Here is a 25,441-nt window from a genome sequence, read left to right on the forward strand (position 1 = left end):
TGCGTACTTACGGTTTGGTCAGTGGAGATTCCGTCAGGGAAGATGCCGCGCCCGCGCACCAGGGGGAGGTGCGCGGGCGCGGCCGGGGGGAGTCGTACGGTCCCGCGGACCTACCGGTAGGGGGCTACCAGTAGAGGGCGTCCGCGGCCGTCGACTGCCAGTAGGTGACGAAGGCGGAGGTGTCCACGTACACGCTGCCGCCCGGGAGCTTCGGGTGCGCCGTGGTGCCCACGCTGCCGTTCGCCGCGCGGTTGGAGAAGAGGACGCCGAGCTTCTTGGCGTCGTAGCCGTCCTCGCCCTCCGGCGACGAGGTGCCGATGCCCGCGTATGCCGACTGGCCCGGCTTCAGCGTGACGACCGCCTGCGGGACGCTGTCCCGGAGGACCTGGGTGGCGGACTGCGCCTCGTCGAAGCGCAGGTACGGGGCGTTGTACGCGTAGCAGGTCTTGGTGCCGGTGTTCTTGGCGGTCAGGAGCAGGTGGTTGACCGGGCGCTGGACCTCCTTGACCGTGACCTTGGTGGTGGCGGCGGAGCAGGCGACCGGCGCGGCGGACTTGGCGGGCGCGGCGGCCGTCGCCGCCGTCCCGGCGAGGGTGGTCAGGGAGAGCGCGGCGGTGAGGGTGACGAGGGCGGCCGTGGTGCGGCGGTTCGTGCGCATGGTCGGATCCGTCTCATTTCTCGTGTGGTTCGGTCACGGCGGTGGAAGGGGCCGCCGGGTGCGGTCCGGCCGGGCGGCCGGACGCGGGTGGTCAGTTGAGCGCGTCGGTCGAGCTGGTCAGCCAGTACGTGACGCGCAGCTTGTCGTCCACGTGGACGCCCTTCGCCTGGAGCGCGGCCTCGGCCATCCGGTCGCTGCCCTCGAAGCCGACCTCCAGGCTCTGCGCGGTGTAGCCCTCGCCGCCGCTGCCGTCCCCGGCGGACAGGATCGCCCCGGCGTAGCCCTTGGCGCCCGGCTTGAGCGAGGTGACGGCCTGCGGCTTGGTGTTCTCCATGACCGGCGGGACGGACTGCGCGTTCTCGAACTTGAGCCGCGGATAGCCCTTCAGGTCGCACATCTTGGAGCCGGTGTTGGTGACCGTGATGAGCATGTAGTTGAGGGGGCGCTGCACCGGGGTCGCGGTGATCGAGGTGTTGGCGGCGGAACAGGGCACGCGGTTCGCCGGGTCGTACGGGTCGGACTCCGTGCCGCCGGACGCGCCGGACGAGCCCTTGCCGCTGCCGGAGGAGCCGCCGGAGCCCTCGCTTCCGCCGCTCCCGCCGGAACCGTCGGCCCCTGAACCGTCGTCAGACTTCTCGGGTCGCTGTGCCGCGTCGGACTCCTGTGACGAGCTGTCCGTGGACGACTGCGTGGACTTCGCGGCGCCCTCGTCCCGGGTGCCGTCTTCGTCGTCGCACGCCGTCAGCGAGAGCGCGGCGACCGCGATCGTCGCGGCGGCGAGCAAGCGGGTACGGGGACGTCGGACGGGCGCACGCATGGCTGGTCTCTTCTCGTGTGACGGGGTAGACGCGTGCCGCTCGGCCGGGCCGTGACGAGCGGCGTGCTTGGATGACCAACAGCTTGTGCGGGGTTTCGTCCCAGCCGTTAGCCTCACCGCGGTGTTCGGGACGCTGGAATGTTCGTACCGGCCCTGAGCTGGGGGAATAGGTGCCGCCTGGAACGGTGGCGCGGGAAGGAGAACACGTGGGGGCGGGCGATCTCGCGGAGCTGTTGCGAGAACTGAAGGGGCGGTCCGGGCTCAGCTACGGAGCCCTCGCCAAGAGACTGCACGTCAGCACGTCGACGCTCCACCGCTATGTGAACGGCACCGCCGTGCCCACGGAGTTCGCCCCGGTCGAGCGCCTCGCCCGGCTGTGCAAGGCCACTCCGGAGGAGCTGGTGGAGGTCCACCGCAGGTGGATCGTCGCCGACGCGACGCGCGGGCGTAAGGCGGAGCCGGTGGCCGAGGCGGCCACCCAGGCCGTACCGGATGCCGCGCCTGAGCCGGATCCCGCGCCCGTACCGGATCCCGCGCCTGAGCCGCATCCCGAGCCCGCGACCGTCGTCGACACAGCCGCGCCCCGGCCGGAACCGGACGCCGTACAGGAACCGGGTCCGGGACCGGGATCGGAACCGAAGCAGGAGCCGGGGCCGGAACCTGAGCCGGACCCTGGCCCCGGCCGGGAGCCGGAACCGGAGGTCGAACTGCGGCGCCACCCCCGGCCGCACCCCGGCAAGACCCCCCGCAAGACCCTCCGCGTCCCGCGTGGCAGGCGCCAGCGGCTCGGCGTCCTCGCCGCCGTCGGCGTCGTGCTCGCCCTCGGCGGCACCGCCCTCGCCGTGCACTCGGCCTCCGGCAGCTCCGGCGGCGACGGCAAGAACGCCGCCGCGGACAAGGGCCCCAGTGCCGGGGCCGAGCGTTCGCCGTCCGGCACGCCGGACGAGAAGGAGCCGTCCGGCAAGCCCTCCGTCACCTCCTCGGCCAAGCCCCCCGAGAAGGAGGACGTGGACAAGAAGGACGGCGGCGGCCCGAAGGGCGCCCCCAAGGGCGGCGGGGAAGGCAGCGAGGGCCGCTCCTCCGGCGCCGGAGGCCGGGCGCCCGGAAGCGCCTCGGCCCGCGCCCCCGTCACCGTGTCCACCAACCCCCAGTACTGGCAGTCCGACTGCGGACGCCCGTACCTCATCAGCCGCGCGCCGGGCCGACTGCCCGCGCCGCCCACCTCGCAGGACGCCCCGGGCTGGGTGTCCGCGTTCGACGGGGTCGCGGCCGAGCAGCACGACGTGAAGTTCACCGTCCAGGGGACCGGCAAGGAGACCGTCGTCCTGGAGTCCCTGAACGTCCGCGTCGTCGGCAAGAGCGAACCGCTCGCCCGGAACATGTACCTCATGGGCTACCTCGGCGTGGGCTGCGGCAGCGGCATCCCCAAGCACTCCTTCGACGTACAGCTCGACAGGGGACAGGCCGCCCTCGTCTCCCAGGGCGACGAATTCCCCTACAAGGTCAGCGAGAACGACCCCGAGACCTTCTTCGTCTTCGCCACCAGCAAGACCCGCTACGTGCGCTGGTACCTGGAGCTGGAGTGGTCCAGCGGCTCCCGGCACGGGACGGTCGTCATCGACGACGAGGGCAAGCCGTTCCGCACGAGCGGCCCCCCGAAGAACCGCACCTACGGCTACACCCTCGACAACAAGGAGTGGGTGAAGGCGTGGCGCCGCCCCAACGGGGAGGACGGGTACGACTGGGAGCGCGGCTAGCGGCGGCCGGAGCGGGCGGGCCGCCCCGGGCAGGCGGGGCCGGGGCCGCCCGGGGCACGCGCGTCCGCATCGCGAGAAACGACTCCTGTAAGGGCCACTCATCCGCCTAGGCTGCTCGGCAACCGAAGGAGCAGCCGATGACCGCCACCGCACCCGCGCCCAGCACCGCCCCCGTTCCGGCCCTCGCCGCCCGCGCCGCCGCCGTCGGCGGCTCGCCCGTACGGGACATCCTCGCGGTCACCGCACGCCCTGAGGTCATCAACTTCGCGGGCGGCCTGCCCGCGCCCGAGTTCTTCGACAGCGAGGGCGTCGCCGCCGCCTACCAGGCCGTCCTCACCACGCGGCCCGGGCAGGCGCTCCAGTACTCGACGACCGAGGGGGAGCCCGCGCTGCGCGCCCGCATAGCCGGGCGGTACACCGGCGGCGGGCTCGCCACCGACGCCGACGACATCCTCGTCACCACCGGCTCCCAGCAGGCCCTCTCGCTGCTCGCCACGGCGCTCGTCGAGCCCGGCGACACCGTGCTCGTCGAGAACCCCTGCTACCTCGCGGCACTCCAGGTGTTCGCCTTCGCGGGCGCGCGCGTCGTCGCCGTGCCCGGCGACGAGGAGGGCATCGACCCCGGCGCCCTGGAGTCCCTGATCGCCGAGCACCGGCCCAAACTCCTGTACACCGTGCCCACGTTCCAGAACCCGACCGGACGCACCATGTCCGCCGGGCGGCGCGCCGCCGTCGCCGCCGTGGCCGGCCGGCGCGGCCTCTGGATCGTCGAGGACGACCCCTACGGGGAGCTGCGCTTCGAGGGCGAGCGCGTGCCGTGGATCGCTGCCCACGCCGGGGCCGAGGACCGGACCGCGCTGCTCGGCAGCTTCTCGAAGGTGATGGCGCCCGGCCTCAGGCTCGGCTGGCTGCGGGCCCCCGCCGCGCTGCGGCGCGCCTGCGCCATCGCCAAGCAGGCCGCCGACCTGCACACGCCCACCGTCAACCAGCTCGCCGCCGCCTGGTACCTGGAGCGCTACGACCTGGACGCGCACGTGGCGAAGGTCGCCGGGGCCTACCGCGAGCGGCGGGACGCGATGCTCGCGGGCCTGGCGGCCGCCCTCCCCGAAGGATCCACGTGGAACCGCCCCGAGGGCGGCATGTTCCTGTGGGCCCGCCTGCCCTCCGGCCACGACGCGACGGCCCGCCTCCGCGAGGTCATCACCCACGACGTGGCCTACGTCCCCGGAGCCCCCTTCTACGCGGGCACCCCGGACCCCGCCACCCTCCGCCTGTGCTTCGTCACCCAGACCCCGGACGAGATCACCGAGGGCCTGCGCAGACTCCGCGCGGGACTCGTCGGACAAACGGCGGAACGCGGGGGCTCCGACGCCGGGGCCCCCGCGTCCCGCGACGGGATCAGAGGCGCTCAGGCGTCCTGATGCCCAGGAGGGCCATGCCCTGGTGGAGGGTGCGGGCCGTCAGGTCGCAGAGGAACAGGCGGTTCTCGACCTGGGCCGGGGTGTCCGCCTTCAGGACCGGGCACTTGTCGTAGAACGTCGTGTACAGGGACGCCAGCTGGTAGAGGTAGGCCGCCAGCTTGTGCGGGGCGTACTCGGCGGCGGCCTCGAAGACCGTGTCGCCGAACGCGTCCAGGTGCAGGCCGAGGGCGCGCTCCGCCGGGGACAGCTCCAGCTCGGGGTGCGCGGCCGGCCGGGTCTCGCCCGCCTTGCGCAGGATCGACTGGATGCGGGCGTACGCGTACTGGAGGTAGACGGAGGTGTCGCCGTTGAGCGAGACCATCTGGTCCAGGTCGAACTTGTAGTCGCGGCTCGGTGACGTGGACAGGTCCGCGTACTTCACCGCGCCGATGCCGACCTGCGCGGCCCGCTCCTGGATCTCGTCCTCGGTGAGGTCCTGCGCCTTCTCGCGCACCACCTCCGCGGCACGCTGCACCGCCTCGTCGAGGAGGTCCTCAAGCCGCACGGTCTCGCCCTCACGCGTCTTGAACGGCTTGCCGTCCGCGCCGAGCACCGTGCCGTAGCCCATGTTGTGCGCGGTGACGTCGTCGTTCAGCCACCCGGCCCGCCGGGCCGTCTCGAAGACCATCCGGAAGTGCAGGGACTGGCGTACGTCCACCACGTACAGGAGCGTCGTCGCGTGCAGGCCGAAGACGCGGTCGCGGATCGCGGACAGGTCCGAGGCCGCGTAGCCGAAACCGCCGTCGGCCTTCTGCACGATCAGCGGGACCGGCTTGTCGTCCTTGCCCTTGATGTCGTCGAAGAAGACGACGAGCGCGCCCTCGGAGCGGACGGCGACGCCCGACTCCTCCAGCATGCGGGCCGTCTCGGCCATCATGTCGTTGTACGCGGACTCACCGACGATCTCCTCGTCACGGATCCGCATGTCCAGCTTCTCGAAGACCGAGTAGAAGTAGACCTTCGACTCGTCCACGAACCGCTGCCACAGCTCCAGGGTCTCCTTGTCGCCGGACTGGAGGGCGACGACCCGCTTGCGGGCCCGCTCCTTGAAGTCCTCGTCGGCGTCGAAGACCGCGCGCGAGGCCTTGTACACCCGGTTCAGGTTCGACATGGCCTGCTGGCCGTCCGTGTCGGTCTCCCCGGCCAGCTCGGCGGGGTTCTCGATCAGGTACTGGATGAGCATGCCGAACTGGGTGCCCCAGTCGCCGATGTGGTGCCGGCCGACCGTCCGCTCGCCGGTGAAGTCGAGCATGCCGCGCAGTGCGTCACCGATGACCGCCGAGCGCAGGTGGCCGACGTGCATCTCCTTCGCCACGTTCGGCTGGGCGTAGTCGACGACCGTGGTGCCGGGCTCGGCCTTCACGGGCACCCCGAGACGGTCGCCGTCGGCCGCGCGGGCCGCGAGCGTCTCGGTGATCGCCCGGTCCGTGACCGTGATGTTCAGGAAGCCGGGGCCGGAGACCTCGACGTCCTTCAGGAGCTCCGGCGCGTCGATCGACTCGACGACCCGCGTCGCGAGGTCACGCGGGTTGGCCTTCTGCTTCTTGGCGAGCGCGAGGATCCCGTTGGCCTGGAAGTCGGCCCTGTCACTGCGTCGCAGCAGCGGGTCGGCGGGGGCGGCCTCCGGCAGGGCTGCCGAGAGGGCGTCCGCGAGGCGCTGGTGGACGGAGGCGGTGAGGGACTGGACCGAGGCCATGGAGTGGGTGCCGTTCTCCTCGAGGGTGTGGGTAGACCCGGTCAGTATCCCATGGGGCGTCCAGCGGATTTCGCGGTCGCGACGGGGCCGCACACCCGTGCTCCACCGCAGGTGGGCGGGCGGAACGGAAAGGCGTTTTCGCGGTTGCGGGGCGACCTGGGAGAATGGTGCGGTCCAGCGGTACGCCCGTACGTACCGGCATCGAGGCAGGAAAAGAAGGGCGCCGATCGTGGCTCAGAGCACCGATACCACCGACTGGGTCTCCCGCTACGCGGACGAGGTCATCGCCGAGTCGGAGCGTCGTGCCGCGGGCGCGAAATCCGCCACCGCCGCACCGGTGATCGTGGTGGCCTCGGGCCTGTCCCCCTCCGGCCCCATCCACCTGGGCAACCTGCGCGAGGTCATGACTCCGCACCTGGTCGCCGACGAGATCCGCCGCCGCGGCCACACGGTGCGCCACCTGATCTCCTGGGACGACTACGACCGCTACCGCAAGGTCCCGGCCGGCGTCCCCGGCATCGACGAGTCCTGGGCCGAGCACATCGGCAAGCCGCTGACCTCGGTGCCCGCCCCCGCCGGATCCGCGCACCCGAACTGGGCCGAGCACTTCAAGTCCGCGATGATCGCCTCCCTGCACGAGCTGGGCGTCGAGTTCGACGGGATCAGCCAGACCGAGCAGTACACCTCGGGCGTCTACCGCGAGCAGATCCTGCACGCGATGAAGCACCGCGCCGACATCGACGCGATCCTCGACCAGTACCGCACCAAGAAGGACCCCGCCAAGGGCAAGAAGCAGGCCCAGAAGCCCGTCGACGAGGCCGAGCTGGAGGCCGCCGAGGGCTCCGGCGCCGCGGGCGAGGACGACGGCAGCGGCGGCTCCGCCGGGTACTTCCCGTACAAGCCGTACTGCGGCCGCTGCGAGAAGGACCTCACCACCGTCACCTCCTACGACGACGAGACCACCGAGCTGGCCTACGTCTGCACCGCGTGCGGCTTCGACGAGACCGTCCTGCTGAGCGAGTTCAACCGCGGCAAGCTCGTCTGGAAGGTCGACTGGCCCATGCGCTGGGCCTACGAGGGCGTGGTCTTCGAGCCGAGCGGCGTGGACCACTCGTCCCCCGGCTCCTCGTTCGTCGTCGGCGGCCAGATCGTCCGGCAGATCTTCGACGGCGTGCAGCCCATCGGCCCCATGTACGCCTTCGTCGGCATCAGCGGCATGGCCAAGATGTCCTCCTCCCGCGGCGGCGTGCCCACGCCCGCCGACGCGCTGAAGATCATGGAAGCGCCGCTGCTCCGCTGGCTGTACGCGCGCCGCAAGCCCAACCAGTCCTTCAAGATCGCCTTCGACCAGGAGATCCAGCGGCTCTACGACGAGTGGGACAAGCTGGAGGCCAAGGTCGCCGACGGCAGCGCGCTGCCCGCCGACGCCGCCGCGCACGCCCGCGCCGTGCGCACCGCCGCGGGCGAGCTGCCGCGGACCCCGCGCCCGCTGCCCTACCGCACGCTGGCCTCCGTCGCCGACATCACCGCGGGAGCCGAGGACCAGACCCTGCGGATCCTGAGCGACCTCGACCCGTCGGCGCCGCTCGCCTCCCTCGACGAGGTCCGGCCCCGGCTCGACCGCGCCGAGAACTGGATCACCACGCAGGTCCCCGCCGACGCCCGGACCATCGTGCGGTCCGAGCCCGACGCGGAGCTCCTGTCCTCCCTGGACGACGAGGCCCGCGAGTCGCTGCGGCTCCTCCTGGAGGGCCTGGACTCGCACTGGTCCCTGGACGGTCTGACGCACCTCGTGTACGGCGTGCCGAAGGTGCGGGCCGGGTTCTCGGCCGACGCCACGGCCAAGGAGCTGCCGCCGGAGATCAAGGTGGCACAGCGCACCTTCTTCGCGCTCCTGTACCGCCTCCTGGTCACCCGGGAGACCGGGCCGCGGCTGCCCACGCTGCTGCTCGCGGTGGGGGCGGAGCGGGTGCGCAAGCTCCTCGGAGCCTGACCTGGCCCCTGGGCCTCGAACGGGGGGCGGGCCCTGGCGACAGGGTTGCTCGGCAGCTGGGGCTGTGCCCACCCCTCCCCAAGCTCTCGGCTTCGCTCGAGCAGGGGATGCCCCACTCGCCCTGCGGGACGATTGCCCACAGCCAGGGGGGTTCCGTCCGCTCAGTCGCGGCGCGGGGCGTCGGGGCCGGGGTGGCGACGCCTGGTGTGACGGGTGGGTGGGTGGGGAGAATCCCGCCGCGGTAGCGGCGGGTCCGCTGACCACGCAGTCGCGGCGCGGGGCGTCGGGGCCGGGCGGGCGAAGCTCTGGTGTGACGGGTGGGTGGGTGGGAGGAAACCCGCCGCGGTAGCGGTGGGGTGGTTCAGCCGCGCTCGGTCAGGCGATGTGTTCCTCGGCGTCCAGGTCCTGCTGGTAGCGGTCCCGGAAGCCGCGCAGGTAGGGGCGGAGCGTGCTCTCCGCGAGGGGGCCGCCCGCCTGGCCCGTGATGCCGTACAGGTCCATCAGGTACAGGCTGAACTGCCGGGCGTTCGGATAGTCCCCCATCTCGCTCACGTACTTGCGGAAGGCGTTGAAGTACGCCTCCTCGCGCGTCATGTCGTCCGGAAGCCCCGGACCGCCCTCGACGGGCTCGGGCAGCGGCTCCGGTTCCGCCTCGGGCCGCGGCTCCTCGGGGGCCCGCTCGGCGCGCGGGTTCGGGATCAGCTGGCCGTTCGCCAGCGGGCGGGTGCGGCCGGGCCCCGACGGGACGCGGAACTCGGGCGCGTCCGCGGCCTCCGCCGACTCCGGAGCGGCGACCGGAGCCTGCCGCGCGTACGGCCGCGCGTCCTCGAACGTCTCGTAGGCCTCGTACGCCTGCTGCTCCTCGTACGCCGCCTGCTCGTCGTACCACTCGTCGTACGGGCCCTCCGGGTCGTACGGGAGCGGCGCCTCGCCCTGGGGACGCTGCTGCGGCGCCGCGAACCACGGGCTGCCGTGCTGCCCGGGCGCCCGCTGATCCTCGACCTGCTCGACCTGCTCGACCTGCTCGATCTGCCCGGCCTCCGTGGGCTGCTGAGGCCGCTGCGGCTTCTGGAGGTCCACGGGCCGCTCGGGCGCGGGCCCGGCCTCCGCGGCAGGGGCGGCGGCAGCGGCAGGGGCAGCCGTCGCCGGGCCGGGCGCCGGAGCCAGCTGCGGCTGCTGGGCGGCCGGCGCGACCACGGGCACGGGCACGGCCGCGGGCACGGGAGGCAGCAGCGCGGGCTCGATGCCCGCCGCGGCCAGCCCCGCCGGAGCGGTCTCCGCCAGCGGCACACCGTAACGGGCGAGCCGCAGCGGCATCAGCGACTCCACCGGAGCCTTGGTGCGCCAGCGCCGCCCGAAGCGGGAGCGCAGCCGCGCCTGGTAGACGAGCCGCTCCTGCTCCAGCTTGATGACCTGGTCGTAACTCCGCAGCTCCCACAGCTTCATCCGGCGCCACAGCAGGAACGTGGGCAGCGGGGAGAGCAGCCAGCGCGTCAGGCGCACGCCCTCCATGTGCTTGTCGGCCGTGATGTCCGCGATCCGCCCGACCGCGTGCCGCGCGGCCTCCACCGCCACCACGAAGAGCACCGGGATCACGGCGTGCATGCCCACGCCCAGCGGATCCGGCCACGCCGCCGCCCCGTTGAACGCGATCGTCGCCGCCGTCAGGAGCCACGCCGTCTGGCGGAGCAGCGGGAACGGGATGCGGATCCAGGTGAGGAGCAGGTCGAGCGCGAGGAGCACACAGATGCCCGCGTCGATGCCGATCGGGAACACTACCGAGAAGGTGCCGAAGCCCTTCTTCTCGGCGAGCTCGCGCACGGCCGCGTACGAACCGGCGAAGCCGATACCGGCGATGACGAGCGCACCGAAGACGACGACCCCGATGAGTATCCGGTGCATGCGTGTCAGCTGCATCGCGGCCACCCGCGAACCCCTCCCTATTCCGGCTGTTGCGAGCGACAGCGTGGCACATGTGTGCGGCCGAGCGTGAGCCGGTACCGCTGGCCCGGGCGCCGGCACACCCCTCGGCCCGTGTGTCACAGGTCGTCAACAGCGCCAACCGAACGGGAAGTTCCGCTCTCTTGCGGCACGGACGGAAAGCCCCCGTCCGCCGCCCGCACCAGCCGAGGAGACTCCCGCCATGACCGCCACCGCCACCGCCAGAACCCGCATCTTCCGGCGCCGGGCCACGGGGCTCGCCGTCGCCGGTACGGCCCTCGTCCTCGCCGTCCCGGCCTCGGCGACGGCCCTGGCGGGGCAGGGCGCGGCCGCGGCCGCCGACCCGGTCTCCGTCCTGAAGTACACCGCCAAGGAACGCAAGGACGCCCTCGCCTACTGGACGCCCGCCCGGATGAAGGCCGTCGGGAAGTCCGTGGACCTCGGCCCGACGGGCCCGAAGGCCAAGCCGTGGCGTGGCCCCACGCTGAAGACCGTCGGGCGGCTCTTCTTCGTCAACGCAGGCGGCGCCGACACCTGGTGCACCGCCACGGCCGTCAAGAGCGCCAACCGCTCCGCCGTGATGACCGCGGCCCACTGCGTGCGCCGGGGCTCCTCCCCGTACAACACCAACACCGCCATGGTGTTCGTCCCCGCCTACCACAAGGGCAGGACGCCGTACGGCGCGTTCGCCGTCCGGCAGGCCGCGACCCCGCGCACCTGGGAGAAGGACTCCGTCAACGACATGTCCGCGCTGACCGTCGACGCCGACAAGGACGGCAAGAAGGTCACCGATGCCGTCGGCGGCCAGGCCATCGCCTTCGACCGCCCGGTGGGCGGCACCGTCTCCGCCTTCGGCTACTCCGCCACCCGCCCGCAGCGCGGCGAGGAACTCCTGCGCTGCACCGGTACGGCCAAGAAGGAGCACGGCCAGCAGGCCATCTCCTGCGACATGAGCGGCGGTTCCAGCGGCGGCCCGTGGCTGGCCGGATTCAACACCACCACGGGCAAGGGCGGCGTCCTGGTCTCGGTCAACAGCGCGCTGGACTCGCTGACCCCGACCAAGATGTACGGAGAGGTGTGGAAGGCCACGGCCCAGAAGGTCTACGACCGGGCGCAGGGCCGCTGACGAAGAACCGGAAGCCCGGCCGCGCGCCGCGGCCGGGCCTTTCCGTGCCTGTCTGCCCGCGTGTCCGCCGGTCCGGCGGGCCCGCTCTAGTGCTTGGCGCCGTCGAGGGCCGAGCCCTTGCCGTCCCCGGCCTTCGGCTTGTCCTTGGCGTCGCTCTTCGCGCCGTCGTCGGCGCCGTCCTTCGCGCCGTCCTTCGTGTCGCCCTTGGCGTCGCCCTTCGGCTTGTCCGAAGTCGCCGGGCCGCCCGCCTTGTTCGCCGCGACGACCGACGCGGCGGCCTCCTTCGCGGCCTTCTGCGTGGCCTTGCCGAGGTCGGCGGCGTTCGGCTGCTTGTCGCCCGCGAGGCCCGCGCCGTTGTAGTCGACGGTGACGACGGCGTTCTCCACGCGCGTCACCAGGGTCTGCTGCTTGAAGGTCTCCTTGCCCTTGGTCACGTCGTAGCTGACCAGCGTCGCCTGGTCGCCCGTGCCCGGCACCGGAGTGGTCTTCGCGCTCTTCGCGCCCTTGACCGCCTGCGCGTCCGCGACCTGCTTGGCGAAGTTGGCCTGCGCGCGCTTGGCGCCGCTGCCCAGGGACTGGTCGGACTCGAAGCGGTTCAGGGAGACCCGCAGCCAGCGGAACTGGGAGCCGTCGACGCCGTTGTCCTCCAGGCTCTCCCAGGTGCAGTTGCCCCGCGTCGACACGTCGTCCGACGTGCCCGTCTTGCCCGCCTTGTCCTTGGCGGACGGAACGAGGCCGTCCAGCGTCTTCTTCGAGAGCGTCCTGCAGGGCTCGGGAAGCTTCCCGTACGCGGCCTTCTCGACGGTCGCGGCCTCACCGCCGGAGCCCTTCGACGCCGAGGCGGAGGGCTTGTCCGCGGAGTCCTTCTTGCCGCCGTCCGAACCGGAGCCGGAGTCGTCGCCGCTGCAGGCGGCGGCGAAGAGGATCACCGGTGCGGCGGCCGCGCCCACCAGAACGCGGGTGAGTCGCTGTCGCTGTCGCTGTGCGGGTCGGTGCATGGTTCCTTCACTCGTGTTCGCTCGTGGCGTCCGTGCCGGGTGCGCGTGGACCACGGGGTCCGTTGGGCCACCGTACGCGGTGAGCGACGCGGGTGACCCGGCTTCCCGGGAGCCCGGACCGGCCTCCCGGACCCGTCAGCCGTTGAACCTGTCGCTGAGGTTTTCGGCCAGTTCGCGCGCGTTGTCCTGCATTTCCTTGGAGTCCGGGACCTCGGTGCGGCGGGCGGGCTGCTCGTCGTACTCGACGGTGACGACGACGTTCGACGTGCGGAACACCACAGTCACGGTCCGGTGCCGGCTCGCCGACGCGGCGGTGCTGAGCACGTCCGCGAGGAACGCCTCGTCGCCCAGGTCGTCCAGGGTGCGGGACTCCAGGCCCTCCGGGGTGGCCTCGGGGTCGGGGGTGTCCCCGGGCTCGGCCCCGTCGCCCTTCCCGACCTCGGCGGCCGCGCCGCCCTGCGCCCGGGCGGCGACCTGGGTCCCTTCGGAGCCCGTGGGCTTCTCGGACCCCTCGGGCTCCTTCGACCCCTTCGACCCCTCCGGTCCCTCGGACTCGTCCGACCCTTCGGAACCCGACGGGGACGGGGACCCCTTCTCGGACCCCGAGGCCGACGGCTCCGGGAGGTCCGCCTCGCGGAGCTTCGTCCGGTAGACCTCCTGCGCGCGGGCGTCGTCGCTCACGGCCCCGTCGTAGGAGACGACGCGCTCGAAGTCGACGAGCAGGTGGTGCGTGGCGTCGGGGGACTCGACCTTCCAGCGGCAGCCCACGCGGCGGTCGGTGTCGTAGGTGACCGTGGGGGAGCCCCCGTAGGCCTTCTCGCGCTGGTCGGCGTCCTCGATCTCCTCGATGCCGGGCAGCATCGCGTCGAGCGTCGAGTTGTCGACCGCGCCACAGGGCTCGGGCAGGGTGCGGTACCTGCCGGGCTCGGCGGCCGTCGTCGAACCGCCCGCGTCGCCGGACTTGCCGTCGCCGCCGTCGTCGTGGCCCGAGCCGCCGGTGCAGCCGGCGAGCAGTGCCACGAGGAGGACCGCGGCGCCCGGTACGTAGACCTTCCTCCGCTGCACCGTGCTGGCTCCTCTCGGTCCTGTCCGGTCCGTCCGGCCTGGTTATTGGGTTGCCGCCGGCGGGCGGCCGGTGGACACAATGTGTATCGCACGCGCTGCCGTGGACGCCGGTCCGTTTTCCCATTCGTTGACCTTGGCGCCGGTATTTGCGCTCCAGTGCTTTTGCTTTGGTTCCGGGGGAATGAGGACGGTATGTCGTACGTAGAGGTTCCGGGCGCGCAGGTGCCGATCCGGATGTGGGCCGACCCCAGCACGGTCGAGGACGTCGCGATGCAGCAGCTGCGGAACGTGGCCACGCTGCCGTGGATCAAGGGTCTGGCCGTCATGCCGGACGTCCACTTCGGCAAGGGGGCGACGGTCGGCTCCGTGATCGCCATGAAGGACGCGGTGTGCCCGGCGGCGGTCGGCGTCGACATCGGCTGCGGCATGTCCGCCGTCCGCACGTCCCTCACCGCCAACGACCTCCCCGGCGACCTCTCCCGCCTCCGCTCGAAGATCGAGCAGGCGATTCCGGTGGGCCGCGGGATGCACGACTCCCCGGTCGACCCGGGGACCTTCCACGGCTTCGCCACGGCGGGGTGGGACGGGTTCTGGGGGCGGTTCGAGGGGGTGGCGGAAACGGTCAAGTTCCGTCAGGAGCGCGCCATTAAGCAGATGGGAACGCTCGGAAGCGGCAACCACTTTGTCGAAGTTTGCGTGGATTTGACAGGTTGTGTCTGGTTGATGCTGCACTCCGGCTCCCGCAACATCGGCAAGGAGCTGGCCGACCACCACATCGGCGTGGCCCGGGACCTGCCGCACAACCAGGGCCTGGTGGACCGCGATCTGGCGGTCTTCGTCGCCGACACCCCGCAGATGGCCGCGTACCGGAACGACCTCTTCTGGGCCCAGGAGTACGCGAAGTACAACCGCGCGATCATGATGGCGCTCCTGAAGGACGTCGTCCGCAAGGAGTTCAAGAAGGCCAGGCCGACGTTCGAGCAGGAGATCTCCTGCCACCACAACTACGTGGCGGAGGAGCGGTACGACGGCATGGACCTGCTCGTCACCCGCAAGGGCGCGATCCGCGCGGGCTCCGGCGACTACGGCATCATCCCGGGCTCCATGGGCACCGGCTCGTACATCGTGAAGGGGCTCGGCAACGACGCGTCGTTCAACTCGGCCTCGCACGGCGCGGGCCGCAGGATGAGCCGGAACGCCGCGAAGAAGCGCTTCTCCACACAGGACCTGGAGGAGCAGACGCGGGGCGTGGAGTGCCGCAAGGACTCGGGCGTCGTGGACGAGATCCCCGGCGCGTACAAGCCGATCGAGAAGGTCATCGACCAGCAGACCGACCTGGTCGCCGTCGTGGCGAAGCTCAAGCAGGTGGTGTGCGTGAAGGGCTGACACCCCCCTCCGCGTTCGGGGCTACTTCGCGTGGGAGACCGCGTAGATCATGACGAAGGCCACGATGTGGATGCCGAAGAGGAAGTACGCGAGGTACCACCACACCATGCGTTCGTTCTTCTTCTCCTCGGCCAGGCGGCGGGACTCCTGCTCGTAGCGGAGGCGGTCGAGGGGGTCCGTGGAGTCGGGGGAGCCGCCGGGGGTGCCGGGGTCGTCGGCGGCGTAGGTCACGGCTGTTCCCGGTGGACCTTCGTGTTGGAGGCCTGGGCGCGGGGGCGGACCACCAGCAGGTCGACGTTGACGTGCGGCGGGCGGGTGACCGCCCAGGTGATCGTGTCGGCGACGTCCTCGGCGGTCAGGGGCTCGGCCACGCCCGCGTAGACCTTCGCGGCCTTCTCCGCGTCGCCGCCGAAGCGGGTGAGGGCGAAGCCCTCGGTCCTGACCATGCCGGGGGCGATCTCGATGACGCGGACGGGGGTGCCGACGATCTCCAGGCGGAGGGTCTCGGCGAGGACGTGGGCGCCGTGCTTGGCGGCCACGTAGCCCGCGCCGCCCTCGTACGTGGCGTGGCCCGCGGTGGAGGAGACGACGACCACCGTGCCGTCGCCGCTCGCGGTGAGGGCGGGCAGCAGGGCCTGGGTGACGTTCAGGGTGCCGATGACGTTCGTCTCGTACATCTGCCGCCAGTCGGCCGGGTCGCCGGTGGCGACCGGGTCGGCGCCGAGCGCGCCGCCCGCGTTGTTCACCAGGACGGCGATCTTCTGGAAGGCCGTGGCGAAGGTGTCGACGGCCGCGCGGTCGGTGACGTCGAGGCCGTACGCCGTCGCGCTGTGGCCCGCCTCCGTCAGCTCCGCCGCGAGCGCCTCGACGCGGTCCTTGCGGCGGGCCGTCAGGACGACGCGGTATCCGGCCTCGGCGAGGCCGCGCGCCGTCGCGGCGCCGATGCCGCCGCTGGCGCCGGTGACGACGGCGATGCCGGGCTTGCGGGGGGTGTCGGCGTGCGGCGTGGACGGCATGGGGGCTGCTCCCTCGGGTGCGGGGCTCGTACGGGCGTTCTCTCGCTCCGGCAGCCAGGATAGGCGGGGTGCCTCACTCGCCTCGCGGCGCGTACATGATCAGGGCCATGCCGGCGAGGCACACCAGGGCGCCGGTGACGTCCCACCGGTCGGGCCGGTAGCCGTCCGCGACCGCGCCCCAGGCGAGCGACCCGGCCACGAAGACGCCGCCGTACGCCGCCAGGATGCGGCCGAACTCGGCGTCGGGCTGGAGCGTCGCGACGAAGCCGTAGAGGCCGAGGGCGAGGACGCCCGCGCCGATCCACACCCAGCCCCGGTGCTCCCGCACGCCTTGCCAGACGAGCCAGGCACCGCCGATCTCGAAGAGGGCGGCGACGGCGAAGAGGGCGGCGGAGCGGGCGACGAGCATGGCGCCCAGGGTGTCACGGGCCGCGGCGGCGGCCGGTCCGCCGCCCTGGTCCCGGGCTCTGTGTCGGGCCACCGCCGTGGTTGCGCCGCTGTGCCGCCTCCGTGGGTGGGTTGCGCCGTCCGCCGTCCGCCGTCCGCCGTCCGCCGTCCGCCGTCGCCGTCCGCTGCCGTCGCCGTCGCCGTCGCCGTCCGTCGCCGTCGCCGTCCGCCGTCGCCGTCGCCGTCGTGGTCGTGCCGTCGTGGAGGCCGGTCCGCCGTGTCTGGGGCGTGCCGTTCCGCCCCCGGGGCGTCAGCCGGTCCGGGACTCCCGCGGTGCGCCGCCCGTCAGGTCCAGTGCCCAGTCGTTGCACCGGCTCCAGCGGCCCTTGGGGTACTCGAAGTCGCCCGCGCCCACGAGGGTGAAGCCCGCCTTGCGGCAGACCGCGTTGGACGGGGCGTTCGTCGCGGCGGGGAAGGCGTGCAGCGAGCCGTGGCGGCCGTCCGCGCGGGCGTCCTCGACGGCCAGGAGGGTGGCCCTCACGGCGAGGCCCCGGCCCTGGAACTCCGGCAGGACGCCCCAGCCCGTCTCCCAGATCGTCTGCCCGGCGTGGATCGCCTCCCAGTACCCGACGAGGCCCGCGGCCTCTTCCGCGTCCGCCGTCACGATCGTGAACATCCGGCCCGTGCCGCCCAGGTTCAGATATCTGTGGTGGCGGTCGCGGAGCTTCTCGTCGGGCTCGGGGCCGCCCAAGTGCTCCGTCATCGCGGGGGTGTTGTGCCGGACGAGCTGCGGGAAGTCACCCTCGCCGTACGGGACGAGGCGGACCGGCGGCGGCTGTGCCGTGGTGGGTGTGCGCTCCATGTCCTCACGGTAGGGGGAGGGTCTGACAACGCCGCCCTGGCACGGGATGACCAGCGCCAGTCTTCCGCTGGCGTGCCATTGCAGCCACCATGGAAGCGGATTCTGAGTCGCGGAACCGTTACGTCAGGGGGAACCACGGTATGGCGGAGTCTGCGAAGGACTTCTGTTCCGACTTGGTCGATCTGTCCGGGGTCTCCTTGGTCTCCTTGGCGGAGCTGCACACCGGTGACGATCCGGTGCTGCGGCGGGCACTGCACCGCGCCGCGCGCCGGGCGAGCGTGTTCGCCGGCACGCTGGACGAGCAGAACAGCGAGGAAATGACACTGCTGCGCGGGGACCGGCCGAGGCGCCGGAGGTGACCGACGGGCGGTTGGACCTGTACCGGCTCCCCGAGGAGTCGTTGAGGTCAATCGCCGCAGGTGACGCCCGGGCTCCGGAGTTGCGGCTGCTGCGCTCCGCCCAGCGCAGTCACCTGCTGCTCGTGCTGAGGTCGCTGCTCGACCACAGTGGTGTGGCGCGGGCCCGGCCGCCCCGCGTCGGCGCGGTGGCGTCGGCGGAGTCGGCCTGGCGCCTGCTCGCCGCCGTGCAGCGCAGTGACCCGGGTGCGGTCGACGCGGTTCTCGCGGACCCCATGGTGATGGCCTGGGCCATGCGGCTGCTGCGGAGGCTGCGCGGCGTCGGGCGGGGTGCCGCTTCTTCGGCGGCGCCGCTGTGGGCGGATGTCGGCCAGTTGTACGCGCTGGCCGCGGCGGCGGCACTGCGTGCCGGGCGGGACGCCGTGGTGGGCGTGCCGGCCCACCGGGGCGTGGTGTGGGTGCCCGGCGCCGGGGTCGTGGGGCCGCTGTCGTCGCGCAGGTGGAGCGGGGCCGAGGTCCGGGTGGCCGCGCACGGCGCCGTCGTACGGGGGGAGGGCGGGGAGGTGCGGTTGCCCCGGGATCTGGGGGAGGCCGCGCCCGGGTGGCATCCGCTTCCGGTGCTGTGGGACGCGGCGCCCTGGTCCGGTGAGCCGGGGGCCGCGCTCCGCTTCGACACGGTGACGCCGTACCGCGACTTCGTGGTGTCCCCGCGGGCTCCGGCGCGGATGGCGGGGCGGCGGTCCGGGCTGTGGCGGGAGCGGGTCGCCGGTGCGTGCGCCCTGCTGGCCCGGGAGTCCCCGGCGGACGCGGTGCGCCTTGCGGCGCTGGTGCGGGTTCTGGTGCCCCGGGCCTTCGCCGCGTCCACGCGGGGCCAGGTGGCCAGTTCCTCCTCGCCAGACGCCTTCGGCGCGGTCACCCTTTCGCTGCCGTACGACGAGGCGCAGATGGCTGCAACGCTGGTGCACGAGACCCGCCATCAGCAGTTGAACGCGCTGCTCGGCCTCGTACCGCTGGTGCGGGAGCCGGACGGGGGCGGGCGGCGGCTGCACTACGCGCCCTGGCGCAGCGATCCTCGGCCGGTGCACGGCCTGTTGCACGGGGTGTTCGCGTTCGCGGGGGTGACGCGTTTCTGGCGGCTGCACCGGGACTTCGTCACGGGGGACGAGGCGCGGCGTGCCGACTTCGAGTTCGCCGTGTTCCGGGACCAGGTGCGGGAGGTCGCCGCCGTTCTGCTGTCCGGTGCGGAACTCACCGCGGCGGGGCGGATGTTCGTGGAGGAGATCGCGGCGGCGGCCGGGGGGTGGGCGAAGGAGGACGTCATGGCCGAGCCCGCGCGGCTGGCCGCGCACTACTGCGCGTTGCGGCGGGCCGTGTGGCGGGCGCGGCACCTGGAGTTCGACGGGGCGGCGGCGCGGCGGGCCGCCGCCGCGCGGGCGGCGGGCGAGGCGGCTCCGCCGCTGCCGGGGTCGTGGCTGCGGCCGCGTCCGGACGCGATCCGTACGGACACCTTCGGGCATGTGGTCCGGCTCTACCTGGGGGCGCCGGACGAGTTCGCCCGCCGCTGGCGGAAGGCCGACGCGGCGGGGGACGCGGTGATCGGCGCCGAGTGCGCGGCGGTGGCCGGGGACGCCGACGGTGCCGTGCGCCGTTACGCGGCGTGGGCCGCGGCCGATCCGGGTGACGTGGAGGCGTGGATCGGCGCGGTGCTCGCGGAACCGGCCCGCTCGGCGGCCGGGGAGCTGTTGCTCGGGCGCCCGGAGGCCGTGGCGGCGGTGCGTCGGGCGGTGGCGGCCGAAGGGGTGGAGCCGCCGGGCCCGTTGGAGCTCGCGGAGTGGCTGTGCGGCGCTGTCGCCGCGCCCGGCGGCGACAGCGGGTGGTGCGGCGACAGCGACTGGCGTGGCTAGAGCGAGATCAGGTCGATGTCCGCGTTGGCCCTGAGCCCCTTCTCGGCGTCGCGGGTCGCGGGGTGGGACGGGCCCAGGATGGCCCGGTAGGTGGACAGCGCCTCTTCGAGGATCTGGCTGCTCTCCTCCGTCCGGCCCAGCGCCCTGAGGTCGTGGCTCAGGTTCAGCTGGACGGCGAGGTTCGCGGGGTGCCGTTCGCGCAGCCGGGCGGCCTCCTCGGCGACGGCCGCGTCGATCTCGTAGGCCCGGTCGGGGCGGCCGAGTGCGAAGTGGTCGCTGGCCAGGTTCATCCGGGCGAGCAGGGTGCGCGGGTGCTCGGCCGAGAGCGTGCGGGTCAGCCCGTCGACGATCTCCTGGTCCAGGGCGAGGGCGCTGTCGTTCTCGCCGAGCAGGCGCAGGGTCACGGCGAGGTTCATGGCCATGGCGTGACTGTGCGGGTGTTCGCGTCCGTAGAGTCCGCGGTGCTCCTCCAGGGCCTGTTCGGTCAGCTGCCTGGCCTCTTGCAGCTTGCCGACCTGGCGCAGGTCGTTGGCGTGGCTGATGGCCATCTGCAGGTACTGGCGGCTGCGCTCCCCGAAGCGGTTGCGCACCAGGGAGATGTAGGGGGTGGAGAGTTCGTACGCGCCCTCGTGGTCGCCCTTCTTGCGGCGGGTCACGCACAGGTTGCGGACGACCTGGACGGTGAACCAGTGGTCTCCGCCGAGCTGTTCGCGCAGGTCCTCGGCGAGTTGTTCGTAGCCTTCGAGGGACTCCTCGTACCGGCCCACTTCCTGGAGGTCGAGCAGGTAGGCGTTGTACGTGGTCAGGGTGTAGAGGTGGTCCTCGCCGAGGACCTCCACGCGGCGTTGCCACGTGTCGTGGTCCAGTTCCCGTGCCTTCTCCGGTGAGCCCGCGAGGCGCAGGCTCACCGCGTAGTTGTGGGCGGTGAGGAGGGTGGCGGGGTCGTCGGGGCCGAATTCGGCGAGGCTCGTCTCGTAGACGCGCTGGTCGATCTCGCGGGCTTCGTAGAAGTTGCCGCGGATGCGGTGGTTGCCCGCCATGAAGCTCTGGGCCTGGAGGGTGTTCTCGTGGGCGTCGCCGAGGACCCTGCGGTAGCGGTCGACGAGTTCGGCCTGCATGTGGAAGGCGCGGTCGAGGTCGAGGTTCTGCTCGCGCACCGTCCCCGCGATCTGCTGATCGATGGCGAGGACTTCCTCGTGGTCCTCGCCGAGCCGGTCGTGCCAGATCTCGGACGCGCGTTCGCCCAGGTTGAGGGCGGCCGAGTAGTCCCCCCTGGCCCGCAGGAACCACACCTCGTTGAGGACGAGGCGGCGGGTCCAGCCCTCTTCGCATTCGACGGCGTTGGAGGCCCGCAGGTGGGTGAGGAGGGAGGAGTAGCGCGGCCAGAAGGTGGCGCGCTGGGGGTTCCTGGGGTCGGCGTTGGAGAGGAGCTGGTGGGCGGCGTGCCGCATCTGGGCCCGCTCCTGGGGGTTCATCTGCTCGACGAGGACGCGCTGGACCAGGCGGTGCAGCTGGACGGTCGACTGGCGGTGGTCGATGCGGGCGAGGGCGTAGCGGCCGATCTCGCGGACGGCGCGGCCGAGTTTGACGGGGTCGTCGAGCGCGGCCTGGAGTTCCTGGGGCACGGAGATGCCGCGGACGGCGGAGAAGAGGTCCCAGGAGATGGGTTCGGGGGCGAAGAAGGCGCAGACCTGGAGGAGTTGGAGGGCGTCGGGGCGGTCCTCGCGGAGGCGTTCCAGGGACACGTTCCAGGCGGCCGCGACCGGCATCTCGTAGTCGGGCGGCGGGTCGGACTGGAGGAGTTCGGCCCATTTGCGTTCGAAGAGTTCCAGGTACTGCTGGACGGGCATGCCCGTCTCGGCCAGCCAGACGGAGGCCTGTTCGACGGCCAGGGGGAGGTCGCCGAGGGAGGCGGCGAGGTGGTTGACGGCCTCGTCGGGGAGTTCGGGGCTGCGGCGGCGCAGCAGCGAGACGCTCTCCTCGCGGGCGAACACGTCGACCTCTAGGGAGCTCGCGGTGCTGGACCACTGGACGTTGCGGGAGGTGACGAGGATCCGTCCGGGGCCGTCACTGGGGAAGTACTTGCGTACTTCTTTGGGGTCTTCGGCGTTGTCGAACACCAGCAGCCAATCGCTGTAGGGCTCGCCCCTGCGCAGCGCGTCGAGGACGGCCGGTACCGCGGAGATCTCGGAGCCGGCCTGGAGCCCCATCTGTTCGCCCAGTTCGATGAGGGACTGGACGATCTGGTTCTCCTGTTCGGAGGCCACCCACCAGATGAGCCGGTAGTCGCGGCTGTGCCGGTACACGTATTCGACGGCGATCTGTGACTTCCCGACGCCGCCCATGCCGTGCAGTGCCTCGGGGAGCACCGCGGTGACTCCGGTGCCGAGGCGGTCCTGCAGCTGTTCGAGCAGGGCTTGGCGGCCGGTGAAGTTCCTGTTCCGCTGCGGTACGTTCCCCCAGATTCGGGGCGGGTCGTGCGGGCCGCGCGGGCCCGGGGCAACCGGCAGACCGGCAGACACGGCGGGGCCTCCAGAAAGGGAGCGAGGGGGAGCTGAGGGGGAGGGGGGCGGGGTGGTTGCGGAGGGGCTGGGAGCAGTGGGGGGTGGGGCGGTGGGGGACGCGGCCCGGGATGGGGGCGGCGCCGAAAAGCCCTCGCGGTCCGGGGTGTTCGCCGGGGCTTGCGGCCGGTACCGTATCGCAGTTTGATGGCTCTTTTTCAAGTTTGACCCGCTATCAGCCTTTGAGTACTGTAATGAATGCTTATGTCCTGATGTAAAGGCTTCGTCTTGAGTCAGGGCGCGCGGGCCTGCCGCATGGCTTTGCAACAGCCTTCCCAGGTGATTGGCGCGGGCGAGATAAGGCCCCGAAAGGGCGCAGAGCGCGGTGTAGAGATGGGTCACGAAAGGGCGCGTCTGGTCCGTGATCGGCGGGTCCGCGGGGTCGCCGTCCGGCGCGACCAGGGCGCCGCCGCCCTCCCAGAGCGCTTCGAGCCGGGGCCCCAGGAACCCCTGGACCTGCCGCAGCGCCCCGATCGTGTCGGCGCGCCGCCCGAGCGCGAGCAGCTCCTCGCGCACGCCCTCCACGAAGTCGTACGACACGGTGTACGCGTCCTCGACGTCGGCGGTGTCGTCGCCGCGGCGCACCAGGCCGAGCAGCACGATCTCCGCCAGGTTCCAGAACCGGGTGCCCGGCAGGGCCTGTTGGAGCAGCCGCATCACCGGCAGGTTCAGGGGCACCGCCGCCAGGCGCTTGGCCAGGGCGAAGCCCGCGGGTGACGCGGTGGCGCGGAACCGGCGCACCACGGCGGCGGCCCGCTCGGCGCGGTCCCGCTCCGGCGACGGCTCGGGCGCGGCGCCCCGGCGCGGCCCGTCGGTCGCGTCGAGGCCCTCCAGGAGCACGTCGGCGAGGCGCTCGGGCACCGGGCCGACCGCCTCCGCGCGCAGGTCCCCGGCCGGTGCCGTCAGGAGCGCGGCGATGCGGTGCCACTGGCTGGGGTCGGCCGCGGCCACCAGGCGGGCCCAGCGGCCGAGCGACTCCGGGCGCAGCTCCACGACCGGGACGGCGATGGCGTCCGCGGGGCCCGGCGCGGGGACGGCGTGGGGCGCCAGGGCGTCGGCTTCCGGGGGGCAGGTCTCGGCGTCGTAGCGGCGGTTGGGCTCGGCCGGGGACGCGGTGCGCAGCCGGGTGGGCGTGACCGTGGGCAGGGTGAGGTCCCACAGGTGCTGGGGCAGCACGTTCAGGACGGCGGTGGGGGCGGTGCCCGCGAGGCGGTGCAGGAACGCGGCGGCGCTGCCGTCGCGCCAGGCGTCGTGGCCGCCGTCCGTGACGACGAGGACCAGCTGGCGCGCGCTCGGCGACAGGGCGGCGGGCGGGGCCCCGTGCGGGCTCCAGCGCAGCCGCCGCACCGTGCGGAACGCCGCCGTCTGCTCCATCAGCGCGACGATCTGACGGGCCGTGCGGCGCCACAGGGCCATCGAGGGGCCGTCGTCCACGAGCAGCAGCAGGTCCTGCCGCCGCTCCGGCAGCGAGCGGCACACCGGCGTCCACAGGCCGTCCACGGCGGCCTGCTCGGCGGTGGCCTCCTCGTCGAGGGCCGTGTCGTACGGCGAGGACCAGAACAGGCGCAGCGGACGCAGGGCGCGGCCGAGGGCGAGGGAGCCGAGCCGCGCGCCCTCCGCGCGGGCGGCCTGCTCGCCGCCCGGGGCACCGCCGAAGCCGCCGCGCAGGCCGACGAGCGGCCTGACGGGGGCGGCGGCGACGGGGGGAGCCTTCTCGTGGGCGGTCCGCTGGTGTTCCTGGGGGCGCTCCCGGGGGTGCTGCTGGGGGCGCTCCCGCGGGTGTTCCTGCGGACGTTCCCGCGGGTGTTCCTGCGGGCGCCCGCCCGGGGCGTCAGGGCCGTCGGGGGCATCGGGCGTATCGGGGGCGTCAGGCGTATGGGGGACGTCCGGGGCGGGGCGCCCCGGCGTGACCGTGCCGCGTGCCGCCTGCCGCGGCGGGAACACCGGCAGCGCCGCGTCCCGGCAGGCGGCCAGGTACACGGCGTCCGCGAGCTCCGTCCATGTGGGCGCGTCCGGATTCGGGGTGTCCGGGGCCTGCCCGGCGCGCGCGGACTCCCGTGCGGCCTCGGGCGGCGGCTCCGCGGCGGCGACCGTCATCCCGGCCTCGATTCCGCCCCCGCCCCGTCGAGCCGGTGCCACAGGGCGTCGACCAGTTCGTCGAGCGCCCCCGCGTCGGCGGGTAGGCGTCCCGAGGTTGTCAAGTACACGGAGTTCAGCAGCTGGTCGATGGCCAGACCGCCGCGCTCCCTGCTGCGCCGGAGGAACCGCTCGATCAGGTCGCCGCCGTCCCCGGCGCGGGTGGCCGCGCCCTCCGCGAGGTGTGCCGTCACCATGTCGACGAGCTGCGTACGATCCGGGTCCGGCATATGCAGGCGCAAACAGCGGCGTAAGAAGGCGGGCGGGAACTCGCGTTCGCCGTTGGAGGTGATGACCACGATCGGGAAGGCGCGGCAGCGGACGACGCCGCCGACGATCTCCGCGGCGCCCTCCGGGTCGTCGGTCAGGACGGTCACGCGCGGATGGCGCCGCCGGGCCCGCAGCAGTTCGGAGACGGGGAACTGGCCCTCTTCGAAGACGCTCAGCAGATCGTTGGCCAGGTCCTGGTCGCTCTTGTCCAGCTCGTCGATCAGCAGCACCCGCGGCGTCTCGTACGGGAGTAACGCCGTCCCCAGGGGGCCGAGTTGGACGTAGTCGCCGATTCCGGGAAGCTGCTCGTCGACTGCCGCCGTGCCGTCGGCCGTCCGGGGTGCGACGGGGGAGTCCTCCGCCGTGCGCAGCGCGCGCAGCGCGGCGGAGTCCTGGACGCGGCCGATCGCGTCGTACTCGTACAGGCCCGAGCGCAGTGTCGTCCTGCTGGTGATGTGCCAGCGAAGGACCCGGCCGAGCCGCAGCTCGCGGCTGATGCGGTAGGCGAGGCTGCTCTTGCCCGTGCCGGGGCGGCCCGTCACGAGGAGCGGGCGTCGCAGAAGCAAAGCCGCATTGACCATATCGGCCTCGCGCCGCAGCTGCTCGGAGGCCGGGGAGCGCCCGGAGGGCCTGCCGAGCCTGCGCGCGACCTCGTCGTCGTCGGCGGGCGGCGGCGGCACCACGGGCCCGCCGGTGAACCGGCGCCAGGGCGGAGGGTCGGGCAGCAGCTCGCGCAGGGTCGTGTCGTACAGGGGCTGACCCGAACCCCGGTAGATCCACCAGCGGTTCTGGCTGGCGGAGCCGGAAGGCGCGGCTGGGGCGGGGGAGTTGAGGGAGCCGGAAGGGCCCGGGTCCGGACCGGGTCCGGGGTCGGGACCGGGCCCGGGGGCGGGTCCGCCATCGGCGGGGCCGGTGCCCGTGGCCGACGGGTCCGCCGCTTCCGCGGGTGTCGCCGTGTCCGTGTCAGGAGTCTTGTCCTGTGACCGGACGTCCTCGGCGCCCGCCGCGCCGACCGGGCGGATCCCTTGAGGCACGCCGTCCTCGGGAAGCAT

General features: G+C 72.9%; 19 protein-coding genes. 7 read left to right on the forward strand and 12 right to left on the reverse strand.

The window, feature by feature from the left end; genetic code table 11:
- Positions 1 to 124: 124 nt before the first annotated feature.
- Both C9F11_RS23745 and C9F11_RS23750 read right to left on the reverse strand, forming a co-directional pair.
- Positions 125 to 658: a DUF4232 domain-containing protein gene (locus C9F11_RS23745; protein ID WP_138961166.1), complete on the reverse strand. Its 534-nt coding sequence runs from the start codon at positions 656 to 658 to the stop codon at positions 125 to 127.
- A 91-nt stretch (positions 659 to 749) separates the two neighbouring features.
- Entirely contained in the window at positions 750 to 1,475 is a 726-nt protein-coding gene (locus tag C9F11_RS23750; protein WP_138961167.1) for a DUF4232 domain-containing protein, read from the reverse strand.
- Between the two features lie 206 nt (positions 1,476 to 1,681).
- Here C9F11_RS23750 and C9F11_RS48775 point away from each other — a divergent pair, with 206 nt between their 5' ends.
- Both C9F11_RS48775 and C9F11_RS23760 read left to right on the forward strand, forming a co-directional pair.
- Positions 1,682 to 3,232: a helix-turn-helix domain-containing protein gene (locus C9F11_RS48775; RefSeq protein ID WP_249401855.1), complete on the forward strand. Its 1,551-nt coding sequence runs from the start codon at positions 1,682 to 1,684 to the stop codon at positions 3,230 to 3,232.
- A 137-nt stretch (positions 3,233 to 3,369) separates the two neighbouring features.
- The gene (locus C9F11_RS23760) at positions 3,370 to 4,653 is read left to right on the forward strand and encodes a PLP-dependent aminotransferase family protein (RefSeq protein WP_138961168.1); all 1,284 of its coding nucleotides are present in this window, start codon (positions 3,370 to 3,372) and stop codon (positions 4,651 to 4,653) included.
- On the opposite strand, the gene argS is transcribed toward C9F11_RS23760, so the two are convergent.
- Complete coding sequence (gene argS / locus C9F11_RS23765; protein WP_138966909.1) at positions 4,631 to 6,388, reverse strand: arginine--tRNA ligase; 1,758 nt, start codon at positions 6,386 to 6,388, stop codon at positions 4,631 to 4,633. The two genes, C9F11_RS23760 and argS, sit on opposite strands and share 23 nt — an antisense overlap.
- 226 nt (positions 6,389 to 6,614) lie before the next feature.
- Between argS and lysS the strand changes: the two genes are divergently transcribed.
- Positions 6,615 to 8,381, forward strand: coding sequence for a lysine--tRNA ligase (gene lysS, locus C9F11_RS23770; protein WP_138966911.1), 1,767 nt, complete (start codon positions 6,615 to 6,617; stop codon positions 8,379 to 8,381).
- A gap of 375 nt (positions 8,382 to 8,756) precedes the next feature.
- On the opposite strand, the gene C9F11_RS23775 is transcribed toward lysS, so the two are convergent.
- Positions 8,757 to 10,298 carry a DUF2637 domain-containing protein gene (locus tag C9F11_RS23775; RefSeq protein WP_249401856.1) on the reverse strand — a complete coding sequence of 514 codons (1,542 nt, stop codon included), beginning with the start codon at positions 10,296 to 10,298 and terminating at the stop codon, positions 8,757 to 8,759.
- A 226-nt stretch (positions 10,299 to 10,524) separates the two neighbouring features.
- Here C9F11_RS23775 and C9F11_RS23780 point away from each other — a divergent pair, with 226 nt between their 5' ends.
- The gene (locus C9F11_RS23780; protein WP_138961169.1) at positions 10,525 to 11,448 is read left to right on the forward strand and encodes a peptidase; all 924 of its coding nucleotides are present in this window, start codon (positions 10,525 to 10,527) and stop codon (positions 11,446 to 11,448) included.
- 86 nt (positions 11,449 to 11,534) lie between these two features.
- Here the strand turns inward: C9F11_RS23780 and C9F11_RS23785 are convergent, their stop codons facing one another.
- Both C9F11_RS23785 and C9F11_RS23790 read right to left on the reverse strand, forming a co-directional pair.
- On the reverse strand, positions 11,535 to 12,446 hold the full coding sequence (locus C9F11_RS23785; protein ID WP_249401857.1) for a DUF3558 domain-containing protein: 912 nt from the start codon (positions 12,444 to 12,446) through the stop codon (positions 11,535 to 11,537).
- A 135-nt stretch (positions 12,447 to 12,581) separates the two neighbouring features.
- Positions 12,582 to 13,511, reverse strand: coding sequence for a DUF3558 domain-containing protein (locus C9F11_RS23790; protein ID WP_138961170.1), 930 nt, complete (start codon positions 13,509 to 13,511; stop codon positions 12,582 to 12,584).
- A gap of 192 nt (positions 13,512 to 13,703) precedes the next feature.
- Between C9F11_RS23790 and C9F11_RS23795 the strand changes: the two genes are divergently transcribed.
- Positions 13,704 to 14,897 (forward strand): RtcB family protein, encoded by a 1,194-nt coding sequence (locus C9F11_RS23795; RefSeq protein ID WP_138961171.1) that lies wholly within the window; start codon positions 13,704 to 13,706, stop codon positions 14,895 to 14,897.
- A 21-nt stretch (positions 14,898 to 14,918) separates the two neighbouring features.
- Here the strand turns inward: C9F11_RS23795 and C9F11_RS23800 are convergent, their stop codons facing one another.
- From C9F11_RS23800 to C9F11_RS23815, 4 genes are all read right to left on the reverse strand, one after another.
- Positions 14,919 to 15,128 carry a hypothetical protein gene (locus C9F11_RS23800; RefSeq protein ID WP_138961172.1) on the reverse strand — a complete coding sequence of 70 codons (210 nt, stop codon included), beginning with the start codon at positions 15,126 to 15,128 and terminating at the stop codon, positions 14,919 to 14,921.
- Positions 15,125 to 15,913: an SDR family NAD(P)-dependent oxidoreductase gene (locus tag C9F11_RS23805; RefSeq protein ID WP_138961173.1), complete on the reverse strand. Its 789-nt coding sequence runs from the start codon at positions 15,911 to 15,913 to the stop codon at positions 15,125 to 15,127. The genes C9F11_RS23800 and C9F11_RS23805 overlap by 4 nt, the downstream gene beginning before the upstream one ends.
- 73 nt (positions 15,914 to 15,986) lie before the next feature.
- A complete protein-coding gene (locus C9F11_RS23810; RefSeq protein WP_138966917.1) occupies positions 15,987 to 16,322 on the reverse strand; it encodes a YnfA family protein in 336 nt (111 codons plus the stop codon).
- A gap of 288 nt (positions 16,323 to 16,610) precedes the next feature.
- Complete coding sequence (locus C9F11_RS23815; RefSeq protein WP_138961174.1) at positions 16,611 to 17,162, reverse strand: GNAT family N-acetyltransferase; 552 nt, start codon at positions 17,160 to 17,162, stop codon at positions 16,611 to 16,613.
- 140 nt (positions 17,163 to 17,302) lie between these two features.
- On the opposite strand from C9F11_RS23815, the gene C9F11_RS23820 reads away from it, so the two are divergent.
- Positions 17,303 to 17,521, forward strand: a complete 219-nt coding sequence (locus C9F11_RS23820) for a hypothetical protein (protein WP_138961175.1) — start codon at positions 17,303 to 17,305, stop codon at positions 17,519 to 17,521.
- Complete coding sequence (locus tag C9F11_RS23825; RefSeq protein ID WP_138961176.1) at positions 17,518 to 19,422, forward strand: HEXXH motif domain-containing protein; 1,905 nt, start codon at positions 17,518 to 17,520, stop codon at positions 19,420 to 19,422. Before C9F11_RS23820 ends, C9F11_RS23825 begins: the two co-directional genes overlap by 4 nt.
- Here C9F11_RS23825 and fxsT read toward each other — a convergent pair.
- Together fxsT and C9F11_RS23835 are read right to left on the reverse strand one after the other, a co-directional pair.
- Complete coding sequence (fxsT, locus tag C9F11_RS23830) at positions 19,419 to 24,080, reverse strand: FxSxx-COOH system tetratricopeptide repeat protein (RefSeq protein WP_138961177.1); 4,662 nt, start codon at positions 24,078 to 24,080, stop codon at positions 19,419 to 19,421. The genes C9F11_RS23825 and fxsT overlap by 4 nt on opposite strands.
- Complete coding sequence (locus C9F11_RS23835) at positions 24,077 to 25,441, reverse strand: AAA family ATPase (protein ID WP_138961178.1); 1,365 nt, start codon at positions 25,439 to 25,441, stop codon at positions 24,077 to 24,079. The genes fxsT and C9F11_RS23835 overlap by 4 nt, the downstream gene beginning before the upstream one ends.

The sequence above is a fragment of the Streptomyces sp. YIM 121038 genome, assembly GCF_006088715.1.
Classification (GTDB): Bacteria; Actinomycetota; Actinomycetes; order Streptomycetales; family Streptomycetaceae; genus Streptomyces.

What these genes read in the sequence shown, in the direction of transcription:
- C9F11_RS23750 (WP_138961167.1), bottom strand. Translation starts at nt 1,475, where the DNA reads ATGCGTGCGCCCGTCCGACGTCCCCGTACCCGCTTGCTCGCCGCCGCG.
- C9F11_RS23805 (WP_138961173.1), bottom strand. Translation starts at nt 15,913, where the DNA reads ATGCCGTCCACGCCGCACGCCGACACCCCCCGCAAGCCCGGCATCGCC.
- C9F11_RS23745 (WP_138961166.1), bottom strand. Translation starts at nt 658, where the DNA reads ATGCGCACGAACCGCCGCACCACGGCCGCCCTCGTCACCCTCACCGCC.
- C9F11_RS23785 (WP_249401857.1), bottom strand. Translation starts at nt 12,446, where the DNA reads ATGCACCGACCCGCACAGCGACAGCGACAGCGACTCACCCGCGTTCTG.
- argS (WP_138966909.1), bottom strand. Translation starts at nt 6,388, where the DNA reads ATGGCCTCGGTCCAGTCCCTCACCGCCTCCGTCCACCAGCGCCTCGCG.
- C9F11_RS23815 (WP_138961174.1), bottom strand. Translation starts at nt 17,162, where the DNA reads ATGGAGCGCACACCCACCACGGCACAGCCGCCGCCGGTCCGCCTCGTC.
- fxsT (WP_138961177.1), bottom strand. Translation starts at nt 24,080, where the DNA reads ATGACGGTCGCCGCCGCGGAGCCGCCGCCCGAGGCCGCACGGGAGTCC.
- C9F11_RS23820 (WP_138961175.1), top strand. Translation starts at nt 17,303, where the DNA reads ATGGCGGAGTCTGCGAAGGACTTCTGTTCCGACTTGGTCGATCTGTCC.
- C9F11_RS23835 (WP_138961178.1), bottom strand. Translation starts at nt 25,441, where the DNA reads ATGCTTCCCGAGGACGGCGTGCCTCAAGGGATCCGCCCGGTCGGCGCG.
- C9F11_RS23760 (WP_138961168.1), top strand. Translation starts at nt 3,370, where the DNA reads ATGACCGCCACCGCACCCGCGCCCAGCACCGCCCCCGTTCCGGCCCTC.
- C9F11_RS23775 (WP_249401856.1), bottom strand. Translation starts at nt 10,298, where the DNA reads ATGCAGCTGACACGCATGCACCGGATACTCATCGGGGTCGTCGTCTTC.
- C9F11_RS23780 (WP_138961169.1), top strand. Translation starts at nt 10,525, where the DNA reads ATGACCGCCACCGCCACCGCCAGAACCCGCATCTTCCGGCGCCGGGCC.
- C9F11_RS23795 (WP_138961171.1), top strand. Translation starts at nt 13,704, where the DNA reads ATGTCGTACGTAGAGGTTCCGGGCGCGCAGGTGCCGATCCGGATGTGG.
- C9F11_RS23810 (WP_138966917.1), bottom strand. Translation starts at nt 16,322, where the DNA reads ATGCTCGTCGCCCGCTCCGCCGCCCTCTTCGCCGTCGCCGCCCTCTTC.